Origin of the sequence: Roseovarius pelagicus (genome assembly GCF_025639885.1) — a bacterium.
Taxonomy (GTDB): Bacteria; Pseudomonadota; Alphaproteobacteria; order Rhodobacterales; family Rhodobacteraceae; genus Roseovarius; species Roseovarius pelagicus.
Genome location: NZ_CP106738.1, coordinates 3778230 through 3804323, shown reverse-complemented (window position 1 = coordinate 3804323; position 26094 = coordinate 3778230). Strand labels below are relative to the sequence as shown.

Genomic DNA, 26094 nt, shown 5'->3' with positions numbered 1-26094 from the left:
TCAGTTGCCTCCCTGCGCACCGGCCTGCGCCAGATGCGCCAAGACCTGATCGCGTGGGCCATCGACAGCCATGCGCCCGTTTTGCAGGATCACCGTACGACTGGTTAGCGACAGGATCGGCATGCGATGGGTCGCTATGATCGCCGTGCGCCCCTGTAGCCACGTTTCCAGCCGACTGACCAAGGTGCGCTCCAGCGTCTGATCCAAGGCTGCGGTGGGTTCATCAAGAAGGCAGATCTTGGGGTCCTGCAGCCACAGCCGCGCCCATCCGATGGATTGTCGCTGACCTTGGCTCAACCCTTGGCCACCATCGAGTATCTCCAGATCCAGCCCCTTGGGGTGTGCCCGGACAAACGGGCCCAACCCGGCAAAATCCAAGGCCCGCATTAATCTGCCATCGTCGCGTTCCAGCAGATTCAGGTTCAGGTTTTCCCGTAAAGTGCCGGTGAACAGCCGTACGTCCTGCCCCAGATATCCGATTAACCGGCGCAAATCACGCGGATCAATCTGGCTCATGTCCGTGCCGTCAATCATCACCCTGCCCCGATCGGGTGCATAAAGACCCGACAGCAGCCGCAGCAATGTCGATTTACCCGAACCGTTTGTACCCAAGACCGCCACGGCCTGACCTGATTGCAATGCCACCGCCGGAATATCCAGAGTCGGTGCAGAATTCTCGTCATAGCAAAACTGCACTTCATGCAGTGAAAACCCGCCTTCCAGCGTGTCACGCCGCAGATAGCTGCGATCGGGCAATGTGTCCTGTTCTGCCTCGGCAATGACCTCCAGTCCGTCGAGCGCGGATTTGACATTGCTCCAGCGCGCCATGGTTCCCGCCAGTTGCGACAGCGGTGCCAATGTCCGGCTGGTCAGGATGCTGACGGCAATGATCGACCCGACCGTGAACTGTCCGGCAAAAACCAGATAGGTACAGGTGACGATGGCGGTCACATAGGTTGCCTGCTGTACGCCCTGCGCCCAGAATGTCAAAGCCGAGGCCAGTTTGCGCTGATCGCTGGACTTCAGCGCGCTCAGCGTCGTCAACTCGGCCCAGAGGCGGCGAAACCGGTCCTCGGCGCGCTGGGTCTTGACCGTATCCAGTTCAAACACCGTTTCATGCAACAGCCGCGAGGCTTTGGCTCCTGCCCCTTGGGTTTCCTGTGTCAGCCGGATCATCCGCTTTTGCAGGAAAAAGCCCGGCACGACCATGACCACAGCCCCTAACACCAGTACCCAGACGACGTTGCCCGCAATCGACGCAACCAGCAGCAAGAAGACGAACAGGAACGGGATATCTGCCAGCGTCCCGATCGTGGTCGCGGTAAAGAATTCTCGTACCGAGCCAAACTCGCGCATCGCACTGAACAGACTGCTGGGCGAGCGGCTGGCGGCAGCCGATCGCATGCCCAGCAATCGGTCCATCAACAGTCCTTGTATCTTGACCTCGATCTGCCGTCCGGCCCCGTCCATCAGGCGCGCGCGTGCGATCTTCAGAAACGCCTCCATCACGATTGCCAGCGCTACCCCCGCCGCCAGAACCCACAGCGTCGCCTTGGACTGATGCGGGATCACCCGGTCATATACCTGCAGGCTAAAGAGCGCGACAGCCACCGCCAACAGGTTGCCGACGAACGACCCCAACGCCACCTCGGCGAAATGGCGGCGGTAATTGCGAAACTCGCCCCAAAACCAATGGGGGGCTGCTTGAGGCGCGACATGAGCCTTGGAAATCGCGTGGACCGGTGCCTCTGCCCGGACGATGATCCCGGTGAAATACGGCTCGAACTCATCCAACGCCACTTCAGCGCGGTTATCCACGCATGTTGCGTCGTAAATCTGAAGATCACCCCGGAGCTGTTTTAGCACCAGAACAAACTGGCCGCTGGTCATCTGCGCCAGCGCTGGCCAGTGATCGCCGATCATATGCGGCACGCTCAGCACTTCGGTCAGCAGACCACAATCGGCCAAGCCATCCGCCAGCGCCTGTGGCTGGATTTGGTCCGCATGGTCGCGCCCGCCACGCACATCGCTGGCAGTCATCGCCTCCAGAATATCACGCGCCATGACGTCGGCGCCCAGCAATGCAGCATAGGTCGCCGCCAGATCAGCACGCGCCTCGGCACGTTTGCTGAACCGTGAGGCAGACGCGCTCGGCGGAGCATCGGCATTCGACGCGGCATCCACACGCGCGCCAGTCCCTCCGGTGATGGTGAGTGTCACAGGAGGTTGCGTCAAATCGCGCTCCCGTCTGCGAGCAGTCCCAACAGGCGGGCAATTTCGAGACGGGTGCGGCTGAGTTCGTATTTAAGTCCCACGGCTGCGGTTTCACGAGTCGCGAATGTCTCGTACACACCGACTACATCCATGACTTGTCGCTGTCCGGCTTCGTATTGCTCCTGAAAGAGATCAAGGTTCGACCGAGCTTGCGCGGTCAGCGCGCTGGCTTCTGTGACTTGTCGCGCGATGGCACCCTGCCTCTGCCCCAAGCGACGCAGTTGGCGATCCGCGTCTTCTTGCGCCTGCCCGACCCTGCGATTGGCGGCGTCCTTCTCGCTCTCTATAGCCTTTAGGCTGGCCCCGGTCCCCAAACCCAGCAGGTCACCGCCCACATTGATGCCGCCATCGGTGGTGTCGCCGATGGTACCACTGGCCGTCACACCGGGCAGCAGCCCCGCGCGATTGACTTTGGCTTGCGCGATGGACCGATCCCGCTCTGCTTCGGCACGCAGAACCGACAGCGGTTTGGCATCTTCCGGTTTGACGCGCAGATCGCTCAGTCCCGAGACGCTGGTGATCGGAACGGCGGACATCGCGCTCAGTTCAGCCAACGCGATATCTGCGGCTTCGCGACTGGCGGCCATGTCGGACCGGATTTCACCCAGCTTCTGGCGGAGCACTGCCAGATCAGACCGATCTGAGACGCCACCCTTCACCCGTTCGACCATGACCCATTCAAATTGGCCCATATCCTTGAGCGTACGAGCGTCCAGCGCGACGCGTTCGCGCGCCTCCACGGCCGCCAGATACAGCTTCAGTGCAGTGTATACCCGTTCATTGGTGTCATCGGCCAGCCCGACGGCGGCGACTTCGACATCAGCCTTGGCAAACGCACGCTCGGCCTTGAGCCGTCCGTGGTCAAACAAGACCTGCTCAACGATCAAATTGGCCACGACTTCAGAAAGGCTTGTCAGACTGATGTTTGGCCCGATCTTGGGAAGCCAGTTTCTCGACGCGGCCTCGGCACGCAGGCGTGCCGCGCGCAGGTCGGCCTCGGCAGTGCGGCTATTGGCGGCCAGAACCGCACTTGCCACCTGATCAAAGCTGCTGCCGTCCGGCAGCACGCTACGCCGCGCCTGAAGCGCGGTGATAATCGGCGAAGTCGCCGCTTCTTTGTCGCGCGCTGTCATCGGCGCGCCGTCAGTATTGGATTTGAACCGCGTAACCGGCGCATCTTCGTCCGCGCCGCTCTGCATCATGCACCCACTCAAGATCATCGCCGCCGTGGCCAACATGGCCCCCCGTCCCGATCCGTACCTCTGCCCCATATTTTTCGCCCCTGTACCCGGTAGCTTGTTATTTGTCCGTCTTGGCGCGCGCGATTCCGACCGCGCGCGCATGTTACCTCCGTCAGGTGATTACGTTGATGTCATCGTCGACCACGATGGTCGCACCGTTGTTGCCCAGCGTGTAGATGTCATGGGTCTGACCATCCACTTGGGTCTGGCCGGTCTGTTGCCCGCCCGCGATGGTCAGCTTGTCATCGGCCCCGCCATGCACGACCACGGTATCCGTGCTATCCGACAGCCCGCGAATCTGGGCATCGGTCAGGGTCAGGTCGCTCTGATCGCCGAACCGCAGGTCGATCGTCTCGATCTGGAAGTTCGCAAGGTTCGCATTGCTTACATTCACCACTGCCGTGTCTGTTTCATCGAGCACCACAAAGGTACTGGATGCGTTGCCTGCCGCATCTGAACTGGTGACAATCAGTTGCGACCCGTCCGGGATGCGCGTCGGTGCGCCCGCACCATCGAGAAAGTGATAATCCGTCTCGCCAAGGAACGGATCAGCAGAGGCATGCAGTGACAGTTCGTTCACATTGCCACCCCCGTCGATCTGGTGGATCGTGACCGGGTCATCCGGAGTGTCCAGTGTGACCGAGCGATACCCGCCACCCTCACGGAAATACCCGACGATATCAGGTTGATCCGGGACGACTGTGTCTATGCTCAGTGTGTCGTTCACCGTGGTTACATTGCCCGCGTTGTCTGTCGCGGTAATGACCATGGCGAAATCCTGTTCGACCTGCGGAATATCACCCGCCGGGATATCTACCGACCAATTCCCTGCTGCATCAACAACCGCATTATAGGTTTTGCCCAGAACTGTCAGTTGCACGGTCGATCCCGGCTCTACCGTCCCCGTCAAGGTGACGCCATCCAGCGCCTCTGCCGCATTCACAACATTGTCGGTCTCAATCGCACCGGCTCGCTCCAGTTGATTGACTAGCGTATCCACGCGCACGGTGTCGTTGATGCTGGATGTATTGCCCGCAGCATCGGTCACATCGACGGACAGTGGTGCATCATATTCACCCGGCGGAATGGACCCGGGGGGGAAATGCGCTGTCCAGTTACCGTTTGCATCCACGACCGCCTGCTGCGGCACGCCTGCGATTGTCACTACGACGGTTGATCCCGGCTCGACTGTGCCGGTGATGTCGAACCCAGCCGAAGCGATCGCGTTGTTGATCAGATCCTGGCCGTCCGCAGCAACGCCGATCCGTGGTGGCGTCAGGTTCAAATTGTCCACCCGAGTATCGACATGTACCGTGCCATCGACGCTGGCAGTGTTGCCCGCCGCATCAGTGATCGTTGCTGTGACCTGTGGATCATGCACGCCGGCAATGATTTCATGTTGGGCATAAGTGGTTTGCCAGACCCCATTGGCACCCGCGACAGCCTGATGTGCGACGCCATCCAACGTGACCGTGACAGTCGCGCCCGGATTGGCAGTGCCGCTGACCACCACACCGGCTTGTGCTTCGGCGGCATTGATTGTGCCATCCCCACCGATCTGCGCGGTGTTCAGCGTCAGCGTGCCTGCCTCGGTATCAACCTGCACCTGGCTGGTGCGCGTGCTGACGTTGCCTGCGGCATCTGTAGCGGTCGCCACCAGATCCGTCACATAGGTGCCCTGCGCGATCTGACCTGCGGCAAAGCCCGCGGTCCACGATCCATTCGCCGCAACGACCGCCTGTACGGTAACGCCGCCCAGTTGTACCGAAACGCTCGACCCCGGCTCACCGGTGCCGCTGACCGTCAGACCAGAGGTTGCTTCGGCGGCATTGAGAACGCCATCCGCGCCACCCGCCTGACTGGTCACGGCAAAGTTCTCAACGAATGTGTCGACCTGAATGGTGCCGGACGTCGTCGTGCTGTTACCGGCGCTGTCGGACGTGGTGGCCGTCACCGGGGCATCATATTGGCCATCCGGCAGGCTGCCGGGCGCGTAAATCGCCGTCCATGTGCCACCCGCGCCCGCGATTACTGTCCGCTCGACCCCTGCGAGGGACACAACAACCGTTGCGCCCGGATCAGCCGTACCAGTGACGCTTACTCCGGCGGCCGTTTCAGCCGCGTTCACTGTGCCATCGCCGCCCACTGCGGCGGTATTTATGCTCAGCGCGCCTGCGTCCGTATCGACATTCACAGCATTAGTCAGAGTGCTGATATTGCCCGCTGCGTCAGTGGCTGTTGCCACCATATCGGCAGTATAGGTGCCCGCCGCGATCTGTCCGGCATTGAACGTGGCGGCCCAGGACCCATCAGCTCCCACAACCGCATTTACGATTGCGCCCCCCAGTTCTACCGTCACGGTGCTGCCCGGCTCACTGGTGCCCGTTACGGTCAATCCTGCCTGCGCCTCGGCAGCGTTGATGACGCCGTCGGCCCCGCCGGACTGGCTGGTGATGCTGAAATTTTCAACCGAAGTATCGACCCGGATCGTGCCGGTAGTGCTGTTCACATTTCCCGCCACATCGGTGGTCGTGGCGGTGATAGCCGCATCGTAAGTGCCATTCGGCAAGCTGCCCGCCGCGTATGTCGCGACCCATTCGCCACCTGCATTGGCCACGACGGTCCGTTCGACACCTTCGACAGTCACGACAATTTCGGCACCCGGCGTTGCAGTGCCAGTCACATCCAGCCCACCAGCCATTTCGGTGCCATTGACGACACCATCGCCTTCGATCGTCGCTGTTGAAATCGTGACATCATTGGCCACTGTGTCGATCCGGATGGTATCCGTGATGGTGGTGCTGTTGCCCGCCGCATCGCGCGCCACAACGGTCACTTCGGAATCGTATTCGCCCTCTGCCAGAGTGCCTTTCTCAAAAGTGACCGTCCAATTGCCACTCTCGGTCACGACGGTTTCGCGGATAACCTCCTGAATGGTAACGGATACAATCGATCCAGCCTCGCCCGTGCCGGAAACCTGAACACCCGCGTCGTATTCGGCGGCATTGGTGATATCGCCGGTGGTGACGGTGCCTTCGGTCACGTCCGTCGCCGGGGGCGTGGTGTCGATGGCCACGACAGGGCCGGTCAGATCGGATTTGGTGCCACCCGGCTCCGTCACCACGACGGTGACGGTGTGATCGCCGTCCGATGGAAAGGTATCACCCTGAAAAACGACATTCCAATTGCCATCCGGACCAGCCTGAGTCTCAACAGTCTTGTCGCCAATTGTCACTGCGACATCAGAACCGGGCTGTGCCTTGCCCGAGATTGTGATGCTGCCGTCACCCCCGTCGTCGCCACCAATAGAAATATCGGTATCCTGATCAATACTGGGTTCGATCCGCGCCGGGGTGTCATCGCCCGCGCCGACCACCTGTGTGGCCGCGATAACTGCAGCTCCGGCTCCGGCGGCGCCCAGCAGCCCCGTCCCACCAAGGATTCCGGCTGCGGCGCCAAGCATCGTGACCGTTTCGCCATCATCTTCAGATCTCGACGCTGGCGACTTCACTGCTCCCAAGGAAAATCAGATCATCGGACGGGCTCCACTTACCCCACTCGGCTGCCGGGCTGTATTGTGCATAGAGCGTCCCATCCGCGTCTTCGGACAAAGCGACTTCGTTTAGATAACCATCGGCACTGATAAAGAGCCGACTTTCACCGCCAGCGTCAGAAAAGTAGTTCTTGAGGACCAGAATGCGCCCATCCGCCAAGGTTATCTCCAAGTCCTCGCCGAACCGTTGATACCCGCGAATATCGCTTTGCCGCATGTTCAATGAAACTTCATGGGCCTGCGTGACGTCGAGAAGCGCGTTCTCGCCATCCATTGTCACATTGCCATGTCGGGAATCGCCCGTACGTGTACGTACTACGAAATTAATCGCGCTCATAATCACCACCACTCTACCTCAATCGGCGCCCCGTTTTCGAGGTCGCCACGTTTTTTAATTGCCCAAAAAATAACCGACTTCGTGAAATACCGCTAGTGTGTTTTTTTACGTACCTTTTAAAAATCCGTACATTTCCGGTATTTGCGGACTATTCCGCGAATTTAGGCCAAATCTGGGCATCTTACCCCAAGTCATGCAGAGTCAATTTTGCAACACCGCTTTCGTCTAAGGAGGTTGACGCACCAGAAATTCACGTAATGCGTGTTCTGCCCCGCGATCAGGACCTCCCCGCACGCTTGACGCCGTCATCCGCGCGCAGCAATGTTTACCGATGCAGTCATGGGAGGGCAGGATGAACGCGCAAATCACTGATACGACGCAACTCCTGTCAGAGCTGATCGCCTTCCCTACCATCTCTGAACGCAGCAACATGGCGATGATTGATCATCTGGCGGAACGGCTGGAGGGTGCTGGCGCGCGCGTCCATATCTTCCCCGATGCGACCGGCCAGAAGGCCAACCTCTTTGCCACCCTTGGGCCGGAATGCGACGGCGGGATCGTCTTGTCAGGACACTCGGATGTGGTTCCCGTCGCGGATCAGGACTGGACCGGCGATCCTTTTGAGATGCATGAGACTGACGGACTGCTTTATGGGCGCGGCAGTTGTGACATGAAAGGGTTCATCGCTGCAGCCACAACCATGGCACCGATCTTTGCTCAACGGGTCAAAGACAGACCACTGCATTTCAGCTTTACCTATGACGAGGAAACCGGCTGTTTCGGTGCGGGCGCTTTGGTCGACAGCCTGCGCGCGCTGGATCTACGCCCGGGCGTCGCCTTGATCGGCGAGCCAACAATGATGCGCGTCATCGAAGGGCATAAGGGGTGCTATGAATACTCCACCCATTTTCACGGGTTGGCCGGGCATGGATCAGGACCCGACAAGGGCGTCAATGCGGTCGAATACGCGGCACGATTTGTCACGCGACTTCTGATGCTCAAGGATCAGCTGCGCAGCCGCGCGCCCGAAGGCAGCCGATTTGATCCGCCGTGGACCACGATTAACACCGGCGCACTCACAGGTGGCGTTGCGCATAACGTCATCCCCAGTCAGGCGCGCATAGACTGGGAGATGCGCCCCGTGCAACTAAGCGATGCCGCATTCGTCAAGGACGATCTGCATCGCTACTGCGTCGAAACCCTGTTGCCTGAAATGCGCGCCATCTACCCGGACGCCGACATCGACACAGAGATTATCGGCGAGGTGGCGGGACTGGTCCCAACCGATCCCAACGAAGCCCGCAACATCATGATGGAACTGACCGGCGCGAACGGCGCCAGCACAGTGCCCTTTGGCACCGAAGCCGGCATTTTTCAGGCTTACGGGATGTCAGCAGTGGTGTGCGGACCGGGATCAATAGATCAGGCACACAAGGCTGATGAATTTGTCAGTGTGGGTCAGATGACCGAATGCCTCGACATGCTGGAGCGTCTCTCGCACCGGTTGGACACCAAGGCCGGCTGAACGGTTTCGCGCCCGGCCTTTAGCTATCCGCGGCGCGAAATCAGGTAATGTCAGGCCGTGACCGGCACCAGCCCGCCCGGAGCCAGATTGGCAATCCAGGCGTCGTCCGCCATCAGTGTCGCCGGTGTCACGCCTGAAACGACAGCCACCGTTGTACCGCCAAGCTGAATCGCCGATCCCGATCCCTGCGCCACGATCCCGAGCGCACCGCCCGACACCTGCGCCGCCGACAGGAACGATCCGTCGGGGTTGGAGAACAGCACTTGTTCCGCGGCTCCGCCCTCGAACAAATCGCGGATCACCACCGGATCTGATCCTACCGGACCGACCACAACCTCGAACACGTCGACGCCGCCATCCCCCCACAGGATATCGCCATCGTCACCAATCAGCCGGTCATCTCCCTCGCCACCGATCAGGGTATCCTGCGACGCCGAAATCCCGTCGCGCCCGTCGATAAGATCATTACCACCCGCACCGTTTAGCCGGTCTGTTCCTGCACCACCTTCCAACGTATCAAGACCAGTACCGCCATTCAGGGTATCTGCGCCGTCACCGCCTAACAGAAGGTCATCACCGCCATCAGCAAAAATCTCATCATCGCCGCCATTACCAGCCAAGGTATCGTCGCCGACGTCACCGCGTAGCCGGTCGTCGTCAGCGCCCCCGGCAAGCTCATCATCGCCGCCGCCGCCGTTCAACGTATCAGAGCCTTCATCGCCAAAGAGCGTGTCATTGCCTTCGTGGCCGAAGACCAGATCAGCCCCCCTGCCCCCGTGCAGCGCATCGTCGCCACCACGGCCCTGCAAGAGATCATCACCCTCCGCGCCCAAGAGTGTATCAGCGCCCTCGCCACCATCCAACGTGTCGGCACCGTCGCCGCCATCTAGGCTGTCAGCCCCCAGCAGGCCACGCAGCATGTCGTTGCCCGCCTGACCCAACAGCGTATCGGCACCGGTCGCACCGCCACTGATGTCATCATCGCCGCTGCCGCCTTTCAGCATATCGTCGTCATCACCGCCGTTCAGCGTATCGTCTCCGCTGTAGCCTTCCAACGAATCCATCCCGTTCCCGCCCAGTAGCAGGTCATTGCCAGCACCGCCCAGCAACGTATCATCCCCATCGGCACCGTTCAGGCGATCATCATCGTCACGCCCGCTCAACCTGTCATCGCCATCGCCGCCGTTCAGTGTGTCATCGCCCGCCGCGCCGCGCAGGTTGTCGTCGCCTTCGTTGCCAAAGAGAGCATCATCGCCCTCCTGTCCGTTCATGGTATCATTGCCCTCGCGACCATAGATCTGATCATCACCCGGACCGCCAACCACCTGATCGTCGCCCTCGCGCACATATACCCGGTCATCGCCTGCCCCGGCGTCGACCACGTCATCACCGGCACCGGTCACGATAACATCATCACCACCACGACCTTCGATGGTATCGTCACCACCTCGGCCGTTTATCGACTGATCGGTATCGCCGCCAAAGATTACCTCGCTGATGCTGGTGCCCTCTACGGTGGTGTCATCCGTCGGGCCAACCGCATCGCCCCCCATATCCGGCGGAGGTGCGCCTGCATTATCATCGTCATCATCGAATAACTCAAACAGACCCCAGCCAACCAGTGCGGTCAACGCAATTGCCCAGATCATGGCAGTACCCCCAGTACATTGTTCCTGAGCGGCCCAGTTCCGCTTAGGATACGTGTTAATACACATTAACACTACTGGACTGCTGCCTTTGCGGCAAGTTTCTCATTTGGAAACAATGCGTTCTCTAAAGCATGGGCTACAGCGCCGGATAATCAAACACGTCTGAATGTCAGGTAATGCGGCACTCGGCCCTCGCGCAGCGCCTTGGCCTCGTACCGGGTGCGGGTCCAGTCCTCCCACGGTGTCTGCCAGTCAGAACGCCTCTCGGCCAACCATTCAAATCCGGCCTTGGGAACCTCTTCCAGCGTCTGACGCACATAGTCCTCGATATCCGTCGCCACTCTCAGGATCGCGCCCGGCTGCATCACCGTTGCCAGCGGCACAAGATGTTCCTGCGTCACGAACCGGCGGCGATGATGGCGCTTTTTCGGCCACGGATCGGGATAGAGCAGAAATGCCCGCGCAACGCTCGCCTCAGGCAATACATCAAAAAGATCGCGCGCATCACCGGGATGCACCGACACATTGGACACATCAGCTTTGCGCAGTTTGGCCAGCAACATCGCTACGCCGTTGAGATAAGGTTCACAGCCGATAAAACCCACATCGGGTTCGGACGTTGCCTGATGCACCAGATGTTCGCCCGCACCGAATCCAATTTCCAGCCAGATGGGTCGCTCCCCAAACCGTGCGGCCAGATCAAGCGGCACGCGGTCGGGATTCACATCCCAGCCGACGGCACCCGGCGACAACCCCTCCAGATCCTCATCCAGCAACACTTCCTGCGAGGCGCGCAGCGACTTGCCCTTGAAGCGGCCGTAAAAATTGCGCCAAGGGGCGCCAGAAGGATGTTTGAGCGTTGCCATGGTCGCTGCCTTTACCGTGCTCCCGGTCCAAGCGCAAACACTCAGACAGGCGCGCAGCCCATCCTCTCAGTGTTCTCAAAATACTCAAAGCACACGCGCGAGAAACGCGAAGCGGCGGCTCTGATCGAGCCGCCGCTATCGACACAGACCTGTCGGCAGGCCGATCAGATCGCCTTATTCAGCGCATCCACCAGATCGGTCTGCTCCCAGCTAAAGCCACCATCGGCCTCGGGTGCGCGTCCAAAATGACCATACGCCGCCGTGCGCTGATAAATCGGCTTGTTCAGTTGCAGATGCTCGCGAATACCACGCGGGCTGAGGTCCATGCATTTCGAGATCGCTTTTTCGATCTGTGCAGGTGCTATGTCACCTGTGCCGTGGGTGTCTGCATAGACCGACAGTGGTTTGCTGACGCCAATCGCATAGCTCAACTGGATGGTGCATTTCTGAGCCATGCCAGCCGCCACGACGTTCTTGGCCAGATAGCGCGCGGCATAGGCCGCCGAACGGTCCACCTTGGTCGGGTCCTTACCCGAGAACGCTCCGCCGCCATGTGGGGCGGAACCGCCATAGGTGTCCACGATAATCTTGCGGCCCGTCAGACCCGCGTCGCCGTCAGGCCCGCCAATCACGAACTTGCCAGTGGGGTTCACATGCCATTCAGTCGCATCCGTCAGCCAGCCTTCGGGCAGCACTTCGTGGATATAGGGACTGACGATGTCGTAGATGTCCGCACTGGTCAGCGCCTCATCCAGGTGCTGCGTGCTCAGCACGACCGAGCTGATGCCGACCGGCTTGCCGTTGCGATAACTGACCGACAATTGGCTCTTGGCATCCGGGCCAAGCGCCGGCTCGGTGCCATTCTTGCGCACCTCAGCCAGACGGCGCAGGATCGCGTGACTGTACTGGATCGGTGCAGGCATCAGTGCCTCGGTCTCGTCCGTGGCAAAGCCGAACATGATACCCTGATCGCCGGCGCCTTCTTCCTTGTCCGCGGCCGCATCGACCCCTTGGGCAATATGCGCGGACTGCTCATGCAGCAGGTTGGTTATCTCACAGGTTTTCCAGTGGAATTTTTCTTGCTCGTACCCGATGTCACGGATGCAGGCGCGGATGATATCCTCCATCCCGGCCATGTAATCGCGCAGCTTTTCCTGATCAGACAACCCCACTTCGCCGCCGATAACCACCCGATTGGTGGTGGCAAAAGTCTCCGCCGCTACCCGCGCCTCGGGTTCTTCGGTCAATAGCGCATCCAGCACCGCGTCCGAAATGCGATCGCAAACCTTATCAGGATGCCCTTCGGAAACGGATTCCGAAGTGAAAGTATAATTCTGTCGTGCCATGAAATGCTCCAATCATATGAAATCGCCACGTCAGGAAGCCGTTGTGACGAATTTGCGCTAGCTAGCGCGCTGCTACGCATAACGTCAATCGTTAAGTGTTGGCCTGCGGCGACCTGCACCGCAATACGCCCCCGCCCCAACCATCAGCACCATCGCGGTCAGTACCAGCCAATCCCCCAGCAGGGCATAGGGTGTGGGGGGCGCCGCGCGGGGCAAAGGTGCGTCGATCCAGCCGGCCTGCCCCAGCGCAATCTGCGCCATAATCTGTCCACGCGGATCAATCACAGCAGAAATACCCGTGTTGGCCGCACGGACCATCGGCAAGCCTTGCTCAACGCTGCGCAACTGCGCCTGTGCCAAGTGTTGATAGGGCCCGGAAACGCGGCCAAACCACGCATCATTGGTAATCATCAGCAGGAAATCGGGGCGACCGGCCACACCGGACACGTTGCGCGCAAAAATCCCTTCGTAGCAAATCAGCGGCAACGCCTCTCCGACCCCCGGCACCTCGATCAACGTCGGCCCCGGTCCCGCCGAGAACCCGCCACCATGCTTGGAGGCAAGCCCGTGAATCCCAACTTTCGCCAGCAAATCCCCCAGCGGCATGTATTCGCCGAACGGTACAAGATGGTGCTTGTCATACTGCGCTGTCACCGTACCGTCGGCACCCAGCAACACAGCCGTATTGTAGTATTGCAGTCCGTCGCGTCGCTGAAACCCCAGAACCACCGGCGCGCCGCGCGCTGCATCCGCGATATAGCCCAATGTTTCTGTCGCATTATTCAACAGTACAGGCACCGATGTTTCCGGCCATACCACCAGATCGGGCGGCGTAGCTGCGCCGGTATAGCTAACCTGTCGATCAAAAAACCCCTGCATTTTGTCCGGGTTCCACTTGTCACGTTGCGCGGCATTGGGTTGGACCAGCCGGACCACCGGGGCCTGTAGCCCAGTTTCAGTTGGTGCGGTTAGCCGCGGCCCAAAGGCATAGGCCGCCGACAGCGCCGCGATCCCTAGCCCGCCTGCGACGCGAGAGGACCCGATCAGCGTGTGCCATAGCGCGACGCCAGCCCCTAGACTGATTGCACACAGCAACAGCGCACCGCCTATGGCTGCCCAGTGCATCATCGGCGTTCCGATCCACACGTGTCCGGTCTGTGCCCATGGAAACCCGGTAAACAACGTACCGCGCAGCCATTCAGCCAATACACCAGTCCCGATCCATGCCAGAGCATTGCCTGTCGCGCTATGCCGCGCGACCCATCGCGCCAGCCCGAATGCCGCCGCCCAGAACAGGCCAAACCCCAGTGCGCACAGGATCAGTGCAAAGGGTGCCATCCAGCCATGCCGCGCCGCATCCACCAGAAACGGCTCGACCATCCATGCCAAGGCCACCAGAAAATACCCGGTGCCAGAGGCCAGCCCGATAAGAGCCGCCTGAGACACGCGCCAACGTTGTCCGAAAATACCGTAGATGCCAGCCAACGCCAGCACTGTCAGGGGCCATAAACCGAATGGTGCCTGCCCCAACCCGGCCACCGCCCCCAGTGCAGCGCATATCGCGAACCGCCCTCGGGGCCGTAGTCCGCAGACCCACGTCGCGAAACGGTCCGGCGCGCCGTTCTCAGCCATTCTCTGACGACGATGCTGTCGCTGAACCAGATAGGCCCGATACCCGCACACGCAGACGCTTGATCTCGCCTTGGATCAGCCTCGATGACTTCGAAAGAGGTGCCACCGGGGTGTTCAATCACCTCGCCGCGCACCGGAACCCTGCCTACCAGCATAAAGACCAACCCGCCCAACGTGTCGATCTCCTCTTCCTTCACGTCCTCAACATCGGTCAACGACTGGCCGATCTCGGCTTCGAACTCTTCCAGCGGCGTTTTGGCCAGCGCAAGATAACAGCCCGGAGTTTCCTCGGACCATAGCGCGCCCTCGCCGATGTCATGCTCGTCCTCGATCTCACCGACGACCTGCTCGATCAGGTCTTCGATGGTCACCAATCCGTCAACACCGCCGTATTCGTCGATGACCAGCGCCATATGCCGTCGGTCACTCTGCATCTTTTGCAGTAGGACCCCGATAGGCATAGACGGCGGTACATAAAGCAACGGGCGCAGCATGTTTTTGAGCGAAAAGCGCCCGCCATTGCCGTTAAAGCCATGTTTGAGAGCAAAATCCTTGAGGTGTGCCAATCCGATCGGCGTATCCAGTGTGCCCTTGTACACTGGCAGACGCGTCAGCCCGCTATCGCGGAATACCTGCACCAATTCGTCCTTGGTGATGTCTGATGCGACCGAAATGATGTCGGCCTTGGGGATTGATACGTCCTCGACCACCATATTGCGGAGGTTGAGCATGCCTCGGGGACTTGCCGCCGTGGTGCCATTCGACTGGCCCTCATCCTCGTCATCCGTATCGCTCGAGGCGAACGCCCCGATGAAACGGCGGAAAAACCCGCCCTGATCGTCCTCTTCCATCTGCGCGCCCTGCGCTGCGCTAGAGGAGTCTTCGTTACTGTCGCCCATCGTTCCTTTTCCATATTCCGCGAGGGCCAGCCCCGACGCGGTTTAATATGGGCTGTTCAGGCCCATTTTGCCAAGTATTTCAATCTCAAGCGATTCCATCAACGTGGCATCTGCGTCACGCATGTGGTCATAACCCAGCAAATGCAAGACCGCATGCACAATCAGATGCGTGGCATGATCGCGCAGCGGTTTATCAGCGGCAGCCGCTTCGGCGGCGCAGGTATCATATGCGATGGCGATATCACCCAGTTCAGAATCCCAATCCTGCTCTGGTAAAATCGGGATGCCGCCCGGCGCAGACACGCCACGCTCGGCGCTAGGCCAGCTTAACACATTGGTCGGTTGCGGTTTGTCGCGAAAGGCAGTGTTGAGCGCAGCAATACGCGCATCATCGCAGGCGAGGACGCTGATCTCGAATGCGTGTGCATCCAGCCCGAGACAGGTCAGTGTCGTATCAGCTGCCGCAGTGCATAATGGCTCGATGTCCAATCGCTCCCAACGGGCATCCTCTATGATGATATCCACGCTCATTCAGCTGTTATGAAGTTGCAGAGCGACTACGGCAAGTCTGCACAAACACAGAGAGCGGTTTCAGGGATTTTGACCGATGCCCTTTCACTGGCGGTTCAGCTTTGTCTGACCTTGCGCTAGACATGCGGGTGTAACCACCGGAGGCAATCTGCTGTGCTGCGTATCGTCACAATTAACCTGATCATATTCACCTGTTTGCTCATTGGGCTGGAATTGATCTTTGGCACATGGTTTTCCAGCACACATGCGCTGCACCAGTTCACCAAACCGCGCAATATTGCGCTGGAGCGCGCCAATCCGTTGGGTGACGTGCCACCGGTTGTTCACTACACGCGGGATGCCAACGGATTTCGTGGTCTGACGTCGGATGTGTCCGAAATCGATCTGCTGACCGTGGGGGGCAGCACCACCGATCAACGCTACCTCGACGACACAGCGACCTTTCAGGCGCAGTTGGCTAAACGCTTTGCCGAGGATGGGCGCGACATCATTATCGCCAACGCAGGCATAGACGGGCAATCCACCTTTGGTCATATCGCGAACTTCTCTTCATGGTTTAGCCATGTGAAGGGGCTGACGCCGCGCTATATCCTGTTCTACGTAGGTATCAATGATGCGCTGATCGTGTCGTCCAAGCCGGAATATGATGCGATTGAGGCAACCGGAAAGCTGCGTCGCATCCAACTGTTTATTCGCGAAAAATCAGCGTTCTATCAGCTATACCTCATCGGAAAACAGGCCATGCGACCTGCGGAAGAAAGCCATCAGCTCAGCCACGACAATTTCGCGCTGCCGGGCTCTGCACTGACTGATCGCTCGACACTTTCCCCCGACGCACTGGATACGCACGAGGTGACGCAGGCGTTGCAGACGCTGCGCGATAATATCACGACCCTCGCCGCGCTCACGCGTGAGATGAATGCGATACCCATTTTCGTCACCCAGCGCAGCACGGCATGGACACGACAGGACGGAAGAGTGGTGGGGATACAGCAGATATCGCCGGGATTTCTGAACCGGTATACCGCACGATTCGGCCCAATCAACGGTGTCGATATCCATGCTATAGAAAGCCGTATCGCTGCCGCGATCCTTGACGCCTGCCACACGGCAGATGCCGTTTGTTTTGACCTCATGCAGGACGTGACATTCGATCTGGCCCGCGACTTTTATGACGAGGTTCACACCAACGCCGAAGGTGCAAAGCGCATCGCCAGCTACCTGCACGATCAGCTAGAGGTGCTGGACGGGTTCTGACCTGCGTGCGCGCCCCGACTCTGCTTCAGATATCCGCCTCGTAGGCTTTGATGATCGCCGCAACCAGCGGATGACGTACGACATCATCGGCGGTGAAGTAGTTAAAGCTGATACTCGGGATCGTTTTTAGCAGGCGTTCGGCGTCATGCAGCCCGCTGGTCACCCCGCGCGGCAGGTCGATCTGCGTCCGGTCCCCGGTAACCACCATACGGCTACCCTCGCCCAGACGCGTCAGGAACATCTTCATCTGCATGGTCGTGGCATTCTGCGCCTCATCCAGCACAACAAAGGCATTGGATAGCGTCCGCCCCCGCATGAAGGCCAGCGGCGCGATCTCGATCTTCTTGTCCTCGACCAATTTGGCCAATTGCTTGCCCGGCAGGAAGTCATTCAGCGCGTCATAGAGGGGCTGCATATAAGGATCGACCTTGTCCTTCATGTCGCCCGGCAGATAACCCAGCTTCTCGCCTGCCTCAACCGCAGGGCGGCTCAGGATGATGCGATCAACATGGCCCTCGATGAACATAGCCACGCCGACGGCCACAGCCAGATACGTCTTGCCCGTGCCTGCGGGACCGATCCCGAACGCCAGTTCATTGGTGAATAACGAGCGTACATAGGCCTTTTGCGCATCTGTGCGTGGTTCAACCAGCTTCTTGCGGGTCTTGATTTCGACCCGGCCACCCTGAAACAGCTCCATCTGGTCGCCGTCTCGTACACCTGTGCCCGCATCGGAGCCCCCCATGCGCAGCTCTCGATCGATATCGCCATGCTCCACCGCGCGTCCCGCCTCCAGCCGCTCGTAGAGGGCACGCAGCACATCTACGGCCTCGGCCACCTGTTGCGCTTCGCCATGTACCGCCAGCTGGTTGCCGCGGCGCAATATCTGCACGCTCAGCGTCTGTTCGATTTCGGCCAGATTGCGATCATGTTCGCCGCACAGATCAATTAGCAGAAAATTGTCGGGAAATTCGACAGTCTGCTGATGCATGGCGTCACCTGCGGCAGCATCGGGCAGCTCGATTTGGGTCAATCAACTCTCCGGGATTTGGTGGGGCTACTGATGGTTATTCCAATCGTGCCAAGTTGCGGCAGGGCGTGCAAGCGCCTCTCGACAATTGTCATGCAGTTGACACGAAAAAACCGCGGGCGATGCGCCCGCGGTTTTGATCTTCTGGCAACACGATCTGTGATCAAATCGGGTCCGACACCGGAGAGCCACGCTTGAACGCGCCTGTCGCTGTGTTCGGCGGCGCCGTGCCCGAGCAGACCGGCTTGCCGTACTTATCCAGACGCTGCGACAGGTATCCTTCGATCCCGTCGTCGATAATCCAGTGATCGCACCCGTTGGGGTCGATCCAGATACCGGCCTTGAGCTGGCTCAAATGTTTGCTGTCAAACCCGCGGTCAACGGTTTTGTCCCGTTTGTCACCAAGACATCCCGAAACCAACATCGCTGCACAAAGGGCAAGCACCACTTTTCCTGTTGTCATGTCCGCCCCCTAGCGTATGCAAATAATTTCGACGCGGCGGTTTTGCTGCATGCCCGCGGCCGTGTTGTTCGATGCTTTTGGCATCCGCTCACCATATCCACGTACATCCGCGATTCGTGCGCCGGTGCTGGCAGCAACCCGCGCGACCGAATTGGCCCGGCGCAGCGACAGGTTCATGTTGTACTGGTCTGACGCCCTGCTGTCAGTATGGCCGGTTATAATATAGGAAACGGCCCCTGTCTGGCGGAAAAAGTTCGCCAGATATTGCTGGCCCGATGAACTGATCCGCGCGCTATCCGTCGCAAAGAGTTGATCAGAATTCATCACGCCGCAGACATTGCCCCGGCGACAAACCGGAATACCCTGACGATTGGTGTGCGGGCTCATATACCCTTCCCAGCCGTCATCCATAACCCAATGCTCGCACCCATCCGGGTCGACCCAGATCGTCGGTGTGTAGTTTTCACCGATAACCGTTTTTTGCTGGGCCAAGGCGGCCCCGCCCGAAAACGCGACCACAGCACCCAGGGCAGCAGCAGCTATCCCGCCCAGGGCATTGCGACATGACTTGCTCAGTCTCGTCATCACAGCCAAATTCCTTCTTCTGTTCCCCCACCCGGCCAGCTTGGGTTTTCCCGAGTCCGCCGAAATCGTAAATTATCGTTCAACCTTAGCAGCTTTGCAGGTGTTGTGAAGTACTAATAAGGGGTGAAACGCGCGCGAAAACCTACCAGTGGCGTCAACTGCACGACGATTAACTATATAGAGGGGGAATACGAGGGCCGAGCATGGAGCAAAGCAAGCCTCGATCTCGCCGGATCAATCTGCGATCAATGCCCCGGCGAGCGAGTTGGTGCTGCTTTCGGTGATCCGCACACGCGCAATATCCCCCGGCCTGACATCCGGTGCGACCACATGAACCGCATGCAGGTATTCGGATTTGCCGACCATCTGTCCCGGTTGCCGGCCCGGTTTCTCAAACAGAACGCTGACCTCACGCCCCACCATGCTCTGCTGTATCTGTTGTTGCTGCCGGGTCAAAAGCGCCTGAAGCCGCCGCAACCTGTCGTCAGCGACGTCCACATCGATCTGCGGGCGGTTTGCCGCTGGCGTGCCAGGACGGGTCGAGTATTTAAACGAATAGGCCGTGCCATAACCAACGGCCTCGATCAGGCGCAGCGTATCTTCGAAATCGGCATCGGTCTCTTCGGGGAAGCCGACAATGAAGTCACCCGAAAGCAGAATATCGGGTCGTGCCGCGCGGATCCGCTCGATCACCTTCAGATAACTTTCGGCGGTATGCTTGCGGTTCATCCGCTTGAGGATACGATCACTACCGGACTGTACCGGCAGATGCAGATAGGGCATCAGCTTGGCACAGGATCCATGCGCCTCTATCAGATCATCGCTCATGTCATTGGGGTGGCTGGTGGTAAAGCGGATACGCTCGAGCCCATCCACGTCACTCAATGCCCAGATCAGCCGGGCCAATGACCAATCGCCCCCCTCGCCCGCGCCGTGATACGCATTCACATTCTGCCCCAGCAAGGTGATCTCACGCACCCCGCGCTCAACCAGATCGCGCGCCTCATCCAGAATGCGGTCCGCCGGGCGGCTGACCTCGGAGCCGCGGGTGTAAGGCACCACGCAGAAGGCGCAGAATTTGTCACAGCCCTCCTGCACGGTCAAAAACGCTGTCGGTCCGCGCTTGGCCTTTGGTCGCGCTTTGAGTTTCTCGAACTTGTCCTCTTCGGGAAAATCAGTATCGAGCGCCTTTTGCCCGGTTGCCAGCTTTGCCTCCATCTCTGGCAGGCGATGGTAGCTTTGTGGTCCGACCACCAGATCAACCAGTGGCTGGCGGCGCATGATCTCTTCGCCCTCGGCCTGTGCGACACAGCCAGCCACACCGATCTTCAGGTCAGGACGCGCATCCTTGAGATCGCGAAACCGGCCCAGTTCCGAATAGACCTTTTCGGCGGCTTTCTCGCGGATGTGACAGGTGTTCAGCAAGATCATATCCGCATCGTTTACATTCTGCGTCTCGACATAGCCCGCACCGCCCATAGTCTCGGCCATGCGCTCGCTGTCGTAGACGTTCATCTGACAGCCGTAGGTCTTGATAAAAAGCTTCTTGGGTGCGGACATAGGCTGCGCCTCTGACTAGCGGTTTGCGGTTGGCGGACGTGCGCCTGCCTATACCAAGGCAGGGGGTTCTTGCAATGCGCTGCAATTTACCCGAGTTTGACGCAAAATCACATGAGGCCTGACGTGCAGTTCACCGGACTTGACGATTTCACCACCCGAGGGAAGCCAGCACTGGCCAAAGGCCCGATCGCACTGATCTTTGTCGAGGACGACGTCGAGATCGACACGACACTGCGCCATCATCTCGATGCAGGGTTTCGCGCATTGATCGTATTTGTACCGCCCTCGTTTACGCTGCCCGAGGATGTGGCAGACCAGACATTGCGTGTCGATTTTGATCTCAGCCGTGGAGATAACGCAATAAACGCGATCAACGCCGTTATCGCGATGGCACCGGGAGAGTGGCTATATTATTGCTACAACGCCGAATATCTCTTTTACCCATTCTGCGAGACCCGCACCGTCAGCGAGATGCTGGCCTATCACACCGAAGAACGTCGCGACGCGATGCTGACCTATGTGATCGACCTTTACGCGGGCGATCTGGACAGTCATCCAATTGCCGTCTCGTTAGAAGACGCGCATATGGATAAATCCGGTTACTACGCTCTCGCCCGGCTCGATCCCGCCAACCACAACCACCCTAAGGAACGACAGTTGGACTTCTTTGGCGGGTTGCGCTGGCGCTATGAAGAACACATCCCGGCGCCGCGCCGTAAAATCGACCGCATCGCTCTCTTCCGTGCCAAACAGGGGCTGACACTGCGCGACGACCACACTTTCAACGACGAAGAATATAACACCTACGCCTGCCCCTGGCACAATAATCTGACCGCAGCGATCGTGTCATTCCGCACGGCCAAGGCGCTAAAGCGCAATCCCGGTTCAACGTTTGATATCCAGACGTTCAAATGGCACAACTCGACGCAATTCGAGTGGCATTCGCGCCAGCTTCTCGACCTTGGTTTGATGGAACCCGGCCAGTGGTTCTGAATACCCGCAGCTTCTTTTTTGCGAAAATACTCTTGCGCGGTCGGTAGAACGCTTTCCTAAAAAGAAGCAGGCATAGTTTTTCGCAGAAAAAAACTGGCAGTGATCAAAGATTATCGGCCTGCGGCATCCCAAGAACATGAAACCCGCCATCGACCCGGATCACTTCTCCCGTGGTGCAGGCCCCGGCGTCAGATGCCAGATAGACCGCAGTGCCGCCCACCGCCTCTAATGTTGCGTTGGCACGCAGCGGTGCGTTCATATCCGTGTGTTTGTAGGTCTTGCGCGCGCCACCGATCGCCGCACCGGCAAGGGTCTTCATCGGTCCGGGGCTGATCGCGTTCACCCGAATACCGTCCGGGCCCAGGTCATTGGCCAGATAGCGCGTCGCGCTCTCCAATGCAGCCTTGGCCACGCCCATGACATTGTAGTTCGGCACAACCCGGTTGCTGCCCTGATAGGTCAGCGTCAGTAGCGTGCCGCCATTTTCACACATCAGCGGATGCGCACGTCGCGCCACTTCGATGAACGAATAGCACGATATATCCATCGAGTGTTTGAAATTGGCCCGGCTGGTGTTCAGAAATCTGCCCGTTAGCTCCGACTTGTCCGAGAACGCGATGGCGTGAACCACGAAATCAATCGTTGGCCAGCGTTGCGCCAGCCCGTCAAAGGCCGCATCCAGCGAAGCATCGTCGGTTACATCGACATCCACCAGGAAATCCGATCCGACAGATTCGGCCAAGGGGGCCACGCGCTTGCCGAACGCATCCCCCTGATAGCTGAACGCCAGTTCGGCCCCCGCTTCGTGCATTGCCTTGGCGATGCCCCACGCGATGGAGCGGTCATTGGCAACCCCCATGACCAGCCCACGTTTACCGCACATCGAGTTTCCCATGCCGCTCATCCTTGAAACTTGCTCAGCAGCATTGATCCGTTGGTGCCGCCAAAGCCAAAGGAATTGGTCATCACCGTATCTAGCTCGGCATTGTCCACCCGCGCCGTTGCGATTTCAGCCGGATCAAGTGCGGGATCAAGTGTGTCAACATTGATCGATGGAATGATGAAATCATGCTGCAGCGCGAGCAGGCAATAGATCGCTTCCTGCGCCCCGGTCGCCCCTTGACTGTGTCCGGTCATTGACTTGGTCGAGCTGATCGGCGGTGTCGTGCCCTGTCCGAACACGCGGCGCACGGCCTCAACTTCGCCGACATCACCAACAGGCGTCGAGGTGCCATGCGCGTTGATATAGCTGACGGATCGACCGTCGGGCAGCGTGCGCAGTGCCCCCCGCATCGCTCGCTCGCCACCCTCACCTGAGGGCGCAACCATATCTGCACCATCCGATGTGGCCGAGAACCCGGTGACCTCGGCATAAATCTTGGCCCCGCGCGCCTGCGCGCGCTCAAGGCTCTCCAGCACGACGATCGCACCGCCGCCAGAGATCACGAAACCATCGCGGCCCGCATCAAACGCGCGAGAGGCTTTCTCGGGCGTGTCATTATACTTGCTGGACATCGCTCCCATCGCGTCAAAGAGACACGACAGCGTCCAGTCCAACTCTTCTCCGCCGCCGCCGAACATCACATCCTGATGACCCAGTGCAATCTGTTGCGCCGCCATGCCGATGCAATGCAGCGACGTCGAACAGGCGGAGGTTATCGAGAAATTCATCCCCTTGATCTGATACGCGGTTGCCAGATTGGCGCTTACGGTCGAGGACATGCACTTTGGGACCGCAAAGGGGCCGATCCGCTTGGTCGCGCCGGTTTTCAACACGGTTTGATGCGCCTGCAACATTGCGCTGGTCGATGGCCCGCCCGATCCGGCGATCAGACCCGTCATAGGATTGACGATATCCGCCTCTTCGAGTCCGGCATCGGCAATCGCCTGTCCCATAGCGATATGCGCATAGGCGCTGCCCGGCCCCATAAAGCGCAGCGTGCGTTTGTCCACATGATCGGCCACATCCAGATCTACGGCCCCCGCGATCTGACTGCGAAAGCCGTGTTCTTTCATCGACTCATTTGCCGTGATGCCCGATCGGCCATCCCGTAACGAGGTGAGAACCTCGTCAGCGTTGTTCCCGATCGACGATACGATCCCGATCCCTGTCACGACGACGCGACGCATAGGCAATCTCCCTTGGCGGTTCAAAGTCTTGTGTAAGACAGGCAAGGGGAAAGGAGCAAGCAGTTAGGACAAACGTGGGCGTCAATCTCTGCCCTAACCTGCCGGAAACCAGTGTTTCGTCCTGTTGGCAAAGGCAACCAGCGACAGCATCACCGGCACCTCCACCAGAACGCCCACAACGGTCGCCAGCGCCGCGCCTGAACCCAGCCCGAACAGGCTGATTGCCACAGCAACGGCCAATTCAAAGAAATTGGATGTGCCGATCAGGGCGCAGGGGGCCGCAACATTGAACGGAATGCCCCACGCCCGCGCCGCGCCGTAGGCGACAAAGAAGATACCATAGGACTGGATCAGCAGCGGAACAGCAATCAGCACGATGACCAGCGGACGATCCAGAATCACCTCGCCCTGAAAACCAAAGAGCAAAACCACGGTCACCAGCAATCCAATGATCGAAAACGGCTGCACACGGGATTTGAACGCATCCACAGCCCGCTCGCCATCCTGTGCGACCAGACGCTTGCGCGTTACATATCCGGCAAGCAGCGGCAACATCACATAGAGGCCCACCGACAGCAGCAACGTGTCCCAAGGCACGACGATATCTGTCACGCCCAGCAAAAACGCCACAATCGGCGCAAAGGCAAAGACCATGATCACATCATTTACGCTGACCTGCACCAGCGTATAGGTCGCATCACCGCGCGTCAGATTCGACCAGACAAAGACCATCGCCGTACAGGGCGCAGCCCCCAGCAGGATGACACCCGCCAAATAGGCCTGCGCATCGTCCGGTGGAATCATTCCGGCGAACACATACTCGAAAAACAAAACACCCAGCGCCGCCATGGTAAAAGGTTTGATCAACCAGTTGACCACCAGCGTCACGACCAGCCCCTTGGGTCTGTCCCCGACCTGACGCAGCGCCCCGAAATCGACGCCGACCATCATTGGGTAGACCATCGCCCAGATCAGCACAGCCACCGGCAGGTTGACCGATGCCACCTCTAGAGATGCGAGCGCACCAAAAACACCGGGAATGAGGTTGCCCAGCAACAGCCCGGCACCGATGGCGAGTGCCACCCAAACAGACAACCAACGTTCAAAGGTTCCCAATCCCGCCGCAGCAGGGAGCGATGTATCAGTCATATCGTTCTTTCAGTGTTGTCGCCCGAAGGGCAAAAAATTGCTGTTTTAACAGTCACAGGCCAGTTCCTGAATGACCGGTTGGCACAGATCGGGTCGCCCGCCACAGCAGTCCTGCATCAAAAAAGCGAGCAATCCGCGCAGTCCGTTCATGTCGGCGAAATAACGAATGCTGCGGCCCTCTCGGGTCTTGCGGATCAGGCCCGCGCGCAGGAGGATCGCCAAGTTTGCCGACATCGTATTCTGTCGCACATTCAGGGTTTCGCCGATCTCTCCCGCCGACATACCGGCCCCACCAGCCTTGATCAGCAGGCGGAACACGTCCAGACGGGTCGATTGACTAAGGGCTGCGAAAGCAGTGAGGGTTTCATCTTTATCCATATATCACGAATTATGGATATAACGAGTTTTCGTCAAGCATCAATTATGATGGCACCCGCCCTGCTGGCGACACAGGTCGTGCAGAGCGGGCTGGCGTGGAAATATCTGCTCAGCTCTCGCTCAGCGCGACTTTCATATCCTTGACCATGTAGATCACTTCACCATCGGCCTCGACGATGCCATCGGCCACGCCCATGGTCAGGCGTCGGGTCTGGATCGCCTTGGTGAAATCAATTTTATAGGTCAGCATCTTGCGGTCAGGTCGTACCATTCCGGTCAGCTTCACCTCGCCCACGCCCAACGCATAACCGCGCCCCTGCCAGCCGCGCCAGCCAAGGTTGAACCCGGTCAGTTGCCACAGTCCATCAAGGCCCAGACAACCCGGCATGATCGGATTGCCGGGAAAATGGCAGTCAAAGAACCATAAGTCTGGCGATATATCGAATTCGGCCAGCACGTGCCCCTTGCCGTGTGCCCCGCCATCCGCCGAGATGTCGGTAATCCGGTCCATCATCAGCATCGGTGGCTCAGGTAATTGCGCATTTCCGGGACCAAAAAGCTCGCCCCGTGCGCATTTCAACAAATCGTCTTTTCCGAAGCTGCTCGGATAGTCGGCCATTCGCACGGCTCCCTCTTGATTGGTCGCTGGTCTCTGCGTCTCGTCTAGCACCCGAGGGCGCGCGCATGCAAGCCCGC

Annotated in this window: 21 protein-coding genes, 1 pseudogene and 1 riboswitch; of the genes and pseudogenes, 3 read left to right on the top strand and 19 right to left on the bottom strand. The window is 59.2% G+C overall.

Annotation, left to right across the window (positions count from 1 at the left end):
• From N7U68_RS19740 to N7U68_RS19725, 4 genes are all read right to left on the bottom strand, one after another.
• Positions 1-2235 (bottom strand): ATP-binding cassette domain-containing protein, encoded by a 2235-nt coding sequence (locus tag N7U68_RS19740; RefSeq protein WP_263047929.1) that lies wholly within the window; start codon positions 2233-2235, stop codon positions 1-3.
• Positions 2232-3512: a TolC family protein gene (locus N7U68_RS19735; RefSeq protein WP_263047928.1), complete on the bottom strand. Its 1281-nt coding sequence runs from the start codon at positions 3510-3512 to the stop codon at positions 2232-2234. The genes N7U68_RS19740 and N7U68_RS19735 overlap by 4 nt, the downstream gene beginning before the upstream one ends.
• 115 nt (positions 3513-3627) lie before the next feature.
• Entirely contained in the window at positions 3628-7026 is a 3399-nt protein-coding gene (locus N7U68_RS19730; protein ID WP_263047927.1) for an Ig-like domain-containing protein, read from the bottom strand.
• On the bottom strand, positions 7001-7405 hold the full coding sequence (locus N7U68_RS19725; protein ID WP_263047926.1) for a BapA/Bap/LapF family prefix-like domain-containing protein: 405 nt from the start codon (positions 7403-7405) through the stop codon (positions 7001-7003). The genes N7U68_RS19730 and N7U68_RS19725 overlap by 26 nt, the downstream gene beginning before the upstream one ends.
• 352 nt (positions 7406-7757) lie before the next feature.
• Here N7U68_RS19725 and argE point away from each other — a divergent pair, with 352 nt between their 5' ends.
• On the top strand, positions 7758-8930 hold the full coding sequence (gene argE, locus N7U68_RS19720) for an acetylornithine deacetylase (RefSeq protein ID WP_263047925.1): 1173 nt from the start codon (positions 7758-7760) through the stop codon (positions 8928-8930).
• Between the two features lie 50 nt (positions 8931-8980).
• On the opposite strand, the gene N7U68_RS19715 is transcribed toward argE, so the two are convergent.
• The 6 genes and pseudogenes from N7U68_RS19715 to ybeY all read right to left on the bottom strand — a co-directional run bounded on the left by N7U68_RS19715 (position 8981) and on the right by ybeY (position 15853).
• Positions 8981-10579: a calcium-binding protein gene (locus tag N7U68_RS19715; protein ID WP_263047924.1), complete on the bottom strand. Its 1599-nt coding sequence runs from the start codon at positions 10577-10579 to the stop codon at positions 8981-8983.
• A gap of 152 nt (positions 10580-10731) precedes the next feature.
• Positions 10732-11445, bottom strand: a complete 714-nt coding sequence (gene trmB / locus N7U68_RS19710) for a tRNA (guanosine(46)-N7)-methyltransferase TrmB (protein ID WP_263047923.1) — start codon at positions 11443-11445, stop codon at positions 10732-10734.
• A gap of 164 nt (positions 11446-11609) precedes the next feature.
• Positions 11610-12791, bottom strand: a complete 1182-nt coding sequence (metK, locus tag N7U68_RS19705; RefSeq protein ID WP_263047922.1) for a methionine adenosyltransferase — start codon at positions 12789-12791, stop codon at positions 11610-11612.
• 4 nt (positions 12792-12795) lie between these two features.
• A riboswitch (SAM-SAH riboswitch) is annotated at positions 12796-12844 on the bottom strand.
• A 31-nt stretch (positions 12845-12875) separates the two neighbouring features.
• Positions 12876-14423, bottom strand: a complete 1548-nt coding sequence (gene lnt, locus N7U68_RS19700; RefSeq protein ID WP_263047921.1) for an apolipoprotein N-acyltransferase — start codon at positions 14421-14423, stop codon at positions 12876-12878.
• A pseudogene (locus N7U68_RS19695) lies at positions 14416-15322 on the bottom strand (hemolysin family protein). Before N7U68_RS19695 ends, lnt begins: the two are co-directional and overlap by 8 nt.
• A gap of 42 nt (positions 15323-15364) precedes the next feature.
• Positions 15365-15853, bottom strand: coding sequence for an rRNA maturation RNase YbeY (gene ybeY / locus N7U68_RS19690; protein ID WP_165192710.1), 489 nt, complete (start codon positions 15851-15853; stop codon positions 15365-15367).
• Positions 15854-16006: 153 nt separating this feature from the next.
• Here ybeY and N7U68_RS19685 point away from each other — a divergent pair, with 153 nt between their 5' ends.
• Positions 16007-17110 (top strand): GDSL-type esterase/lipase family protein, encoded by a 1104-nt coding sequence (locus N7U68_RS19685; RefSeq protein WP_263047920.1) that lies wholly within the window; start codon positions 16007-16009, stop codon positions 17108-17110.
• A 25-nt stretch (positions 17111-17135) separates the two neighbouring features.
• Here N7U68_RS19685 and N7U68_RS19680 read toward each other — a convergent pair whose 3' ends face one another.
• From N7U68_RS19680 to miaB, 4 genes are all read right to left on the bottom strand, one after another.
• Positions 17136-18101 (bottom strand): PhoH family protein, encoded by a 966-nt coding sequence (locus N7U68_RS19680; RefSeq protein ID WP_263049196.1) that lies wholly within the window; start codon positions 18099-18101, stop codon positions 17136-17138.
• Positions 18102-18303: 202 nt separating this feature from the next.
• Positions 18304-18564 carry a hypothetical protein gene (locus tag N7U68_RS19675; protein WP_241188243.1) on the bottom strand — a complete coding sequence of 87 codons (261 nt, stop codon included), beginning with the start codon at positions 18562-18564 and terminating at the stop codon, positions 18304-18306.
• A gap of 48 nt (positions 18565-18612) precedes the next feature.
• Positions 18613-19188 carry an OmpA family protein gene (locus tag N7U68_RS19670; protein WP_165192716.1) on the bottom strand — a complete coding sequence of 192 codons (576 nt, stop codon included), beginning with the start codon at positions 19186-19188 and terminating at the stop codon, positions 18613-18615.
• Between the two features lie 234 nt (positions 19189-19422).
• Positions 19423-20748 (bottom strand): tRNA (N6-isopentenyl adenosine(37)-C2)-methylthiotransferase MiaB, encoded by a 1326-nt coding sequence (gene miaB / locus N7U68_RS19665; RefSeq protein WP_263047919.1) that lies wholly within the window; start codon positions 20746-20748, stop codon positions 19423-19425.
• A 123-nt stretch (positions 20749-20871) separates the two neighbouring features.
• Here miaB and N7U68_RS19660 point away from each other — a divergent pair, with 123 nt between their 5' ends.
• Positions 20872-21741 (top strand): glycosyltransferase family protein, encoded by an 870-nt coding sequence (locus tag N7U68_RS19660; RefSeq protein WP_263047918.1) that lies wholly within the window; start codon positions 20872-20874, stop codon positions 21739-21741.
• Positions 21742-21844: 103 nt separating this feature from the next.
• On the opposite strand, the gene N7U68_RS19655 is transcribed toward N7U68_RS19660, so the two are convergent.
• The 5 genes from N7U68_RS19655 to fabA form a co-directional block, all read right to left on the bottom strand.
• Entirely contained in the window at positions 21845-22636 is a 792-nt protein-coding gene (locus N7U68_RS19655) for an enoyl-ACP reductase FabI (protein ID WP_165192722.1), read from the bottom strand.
• Positions 22637-22641: 5 nt separating this feature from the next.
• Positions 22642-23871 carry a beta-ketoacyl synthase N-terminal-like domain-containing protein gene (locus N7U68_RS19650; protein ID WP_263047917.1) on the bottom strand — a complete coding sequence of 410 codons (1230 nt, stop codon included), beginning with the start codon at positions 23869-23871 and terminating at the stop codon, positions 22642-22644.
• A gap of 93 nt (positions 23872-23964) precedes the next feature.
• The gene (arsB, locus tag N7U68_RS19645) at positions 23965-25020 is read right to left on the bottom strand and encodes an ACR3 family arsenite efflux transporter (RefSeq protein WP_165192726.1); all 1056 of its coding nucleotides are present in this window, start codon (positions 25018-25020) and stop codon (positions 23965-23967) included.
• Positions 25021-25065: 45 nt separating this feature from the next.
• A complete protein-coding gene (locus tag N7U68_RS19640; RefSeq protein WP_165192728.1) occupies positions 25066-25398 on the bottom strand; it encodes an ArsR/SmtB family transcription factor in 333 nt (110 codons plus the stop codon).
• 109 nt (positions 25399-25507) lie between these two features.
• Positions 25508-26017 (bottom strand): bifunctional 3-hydroxydecanoyl-ACP dehydratase/trans-2-decenoyl-ACP isomerase, encoded by a 510-nt coding sequence (fabA, locus tag N7U68_RS19635; protein ID WP_263047916.1) that lies wholly within the window; start codon positions 26015-26017, stop codon positions 25508-25510.
• Between the last annotated feature and the right edge of the window lie 77 nt (positions 26018-26094).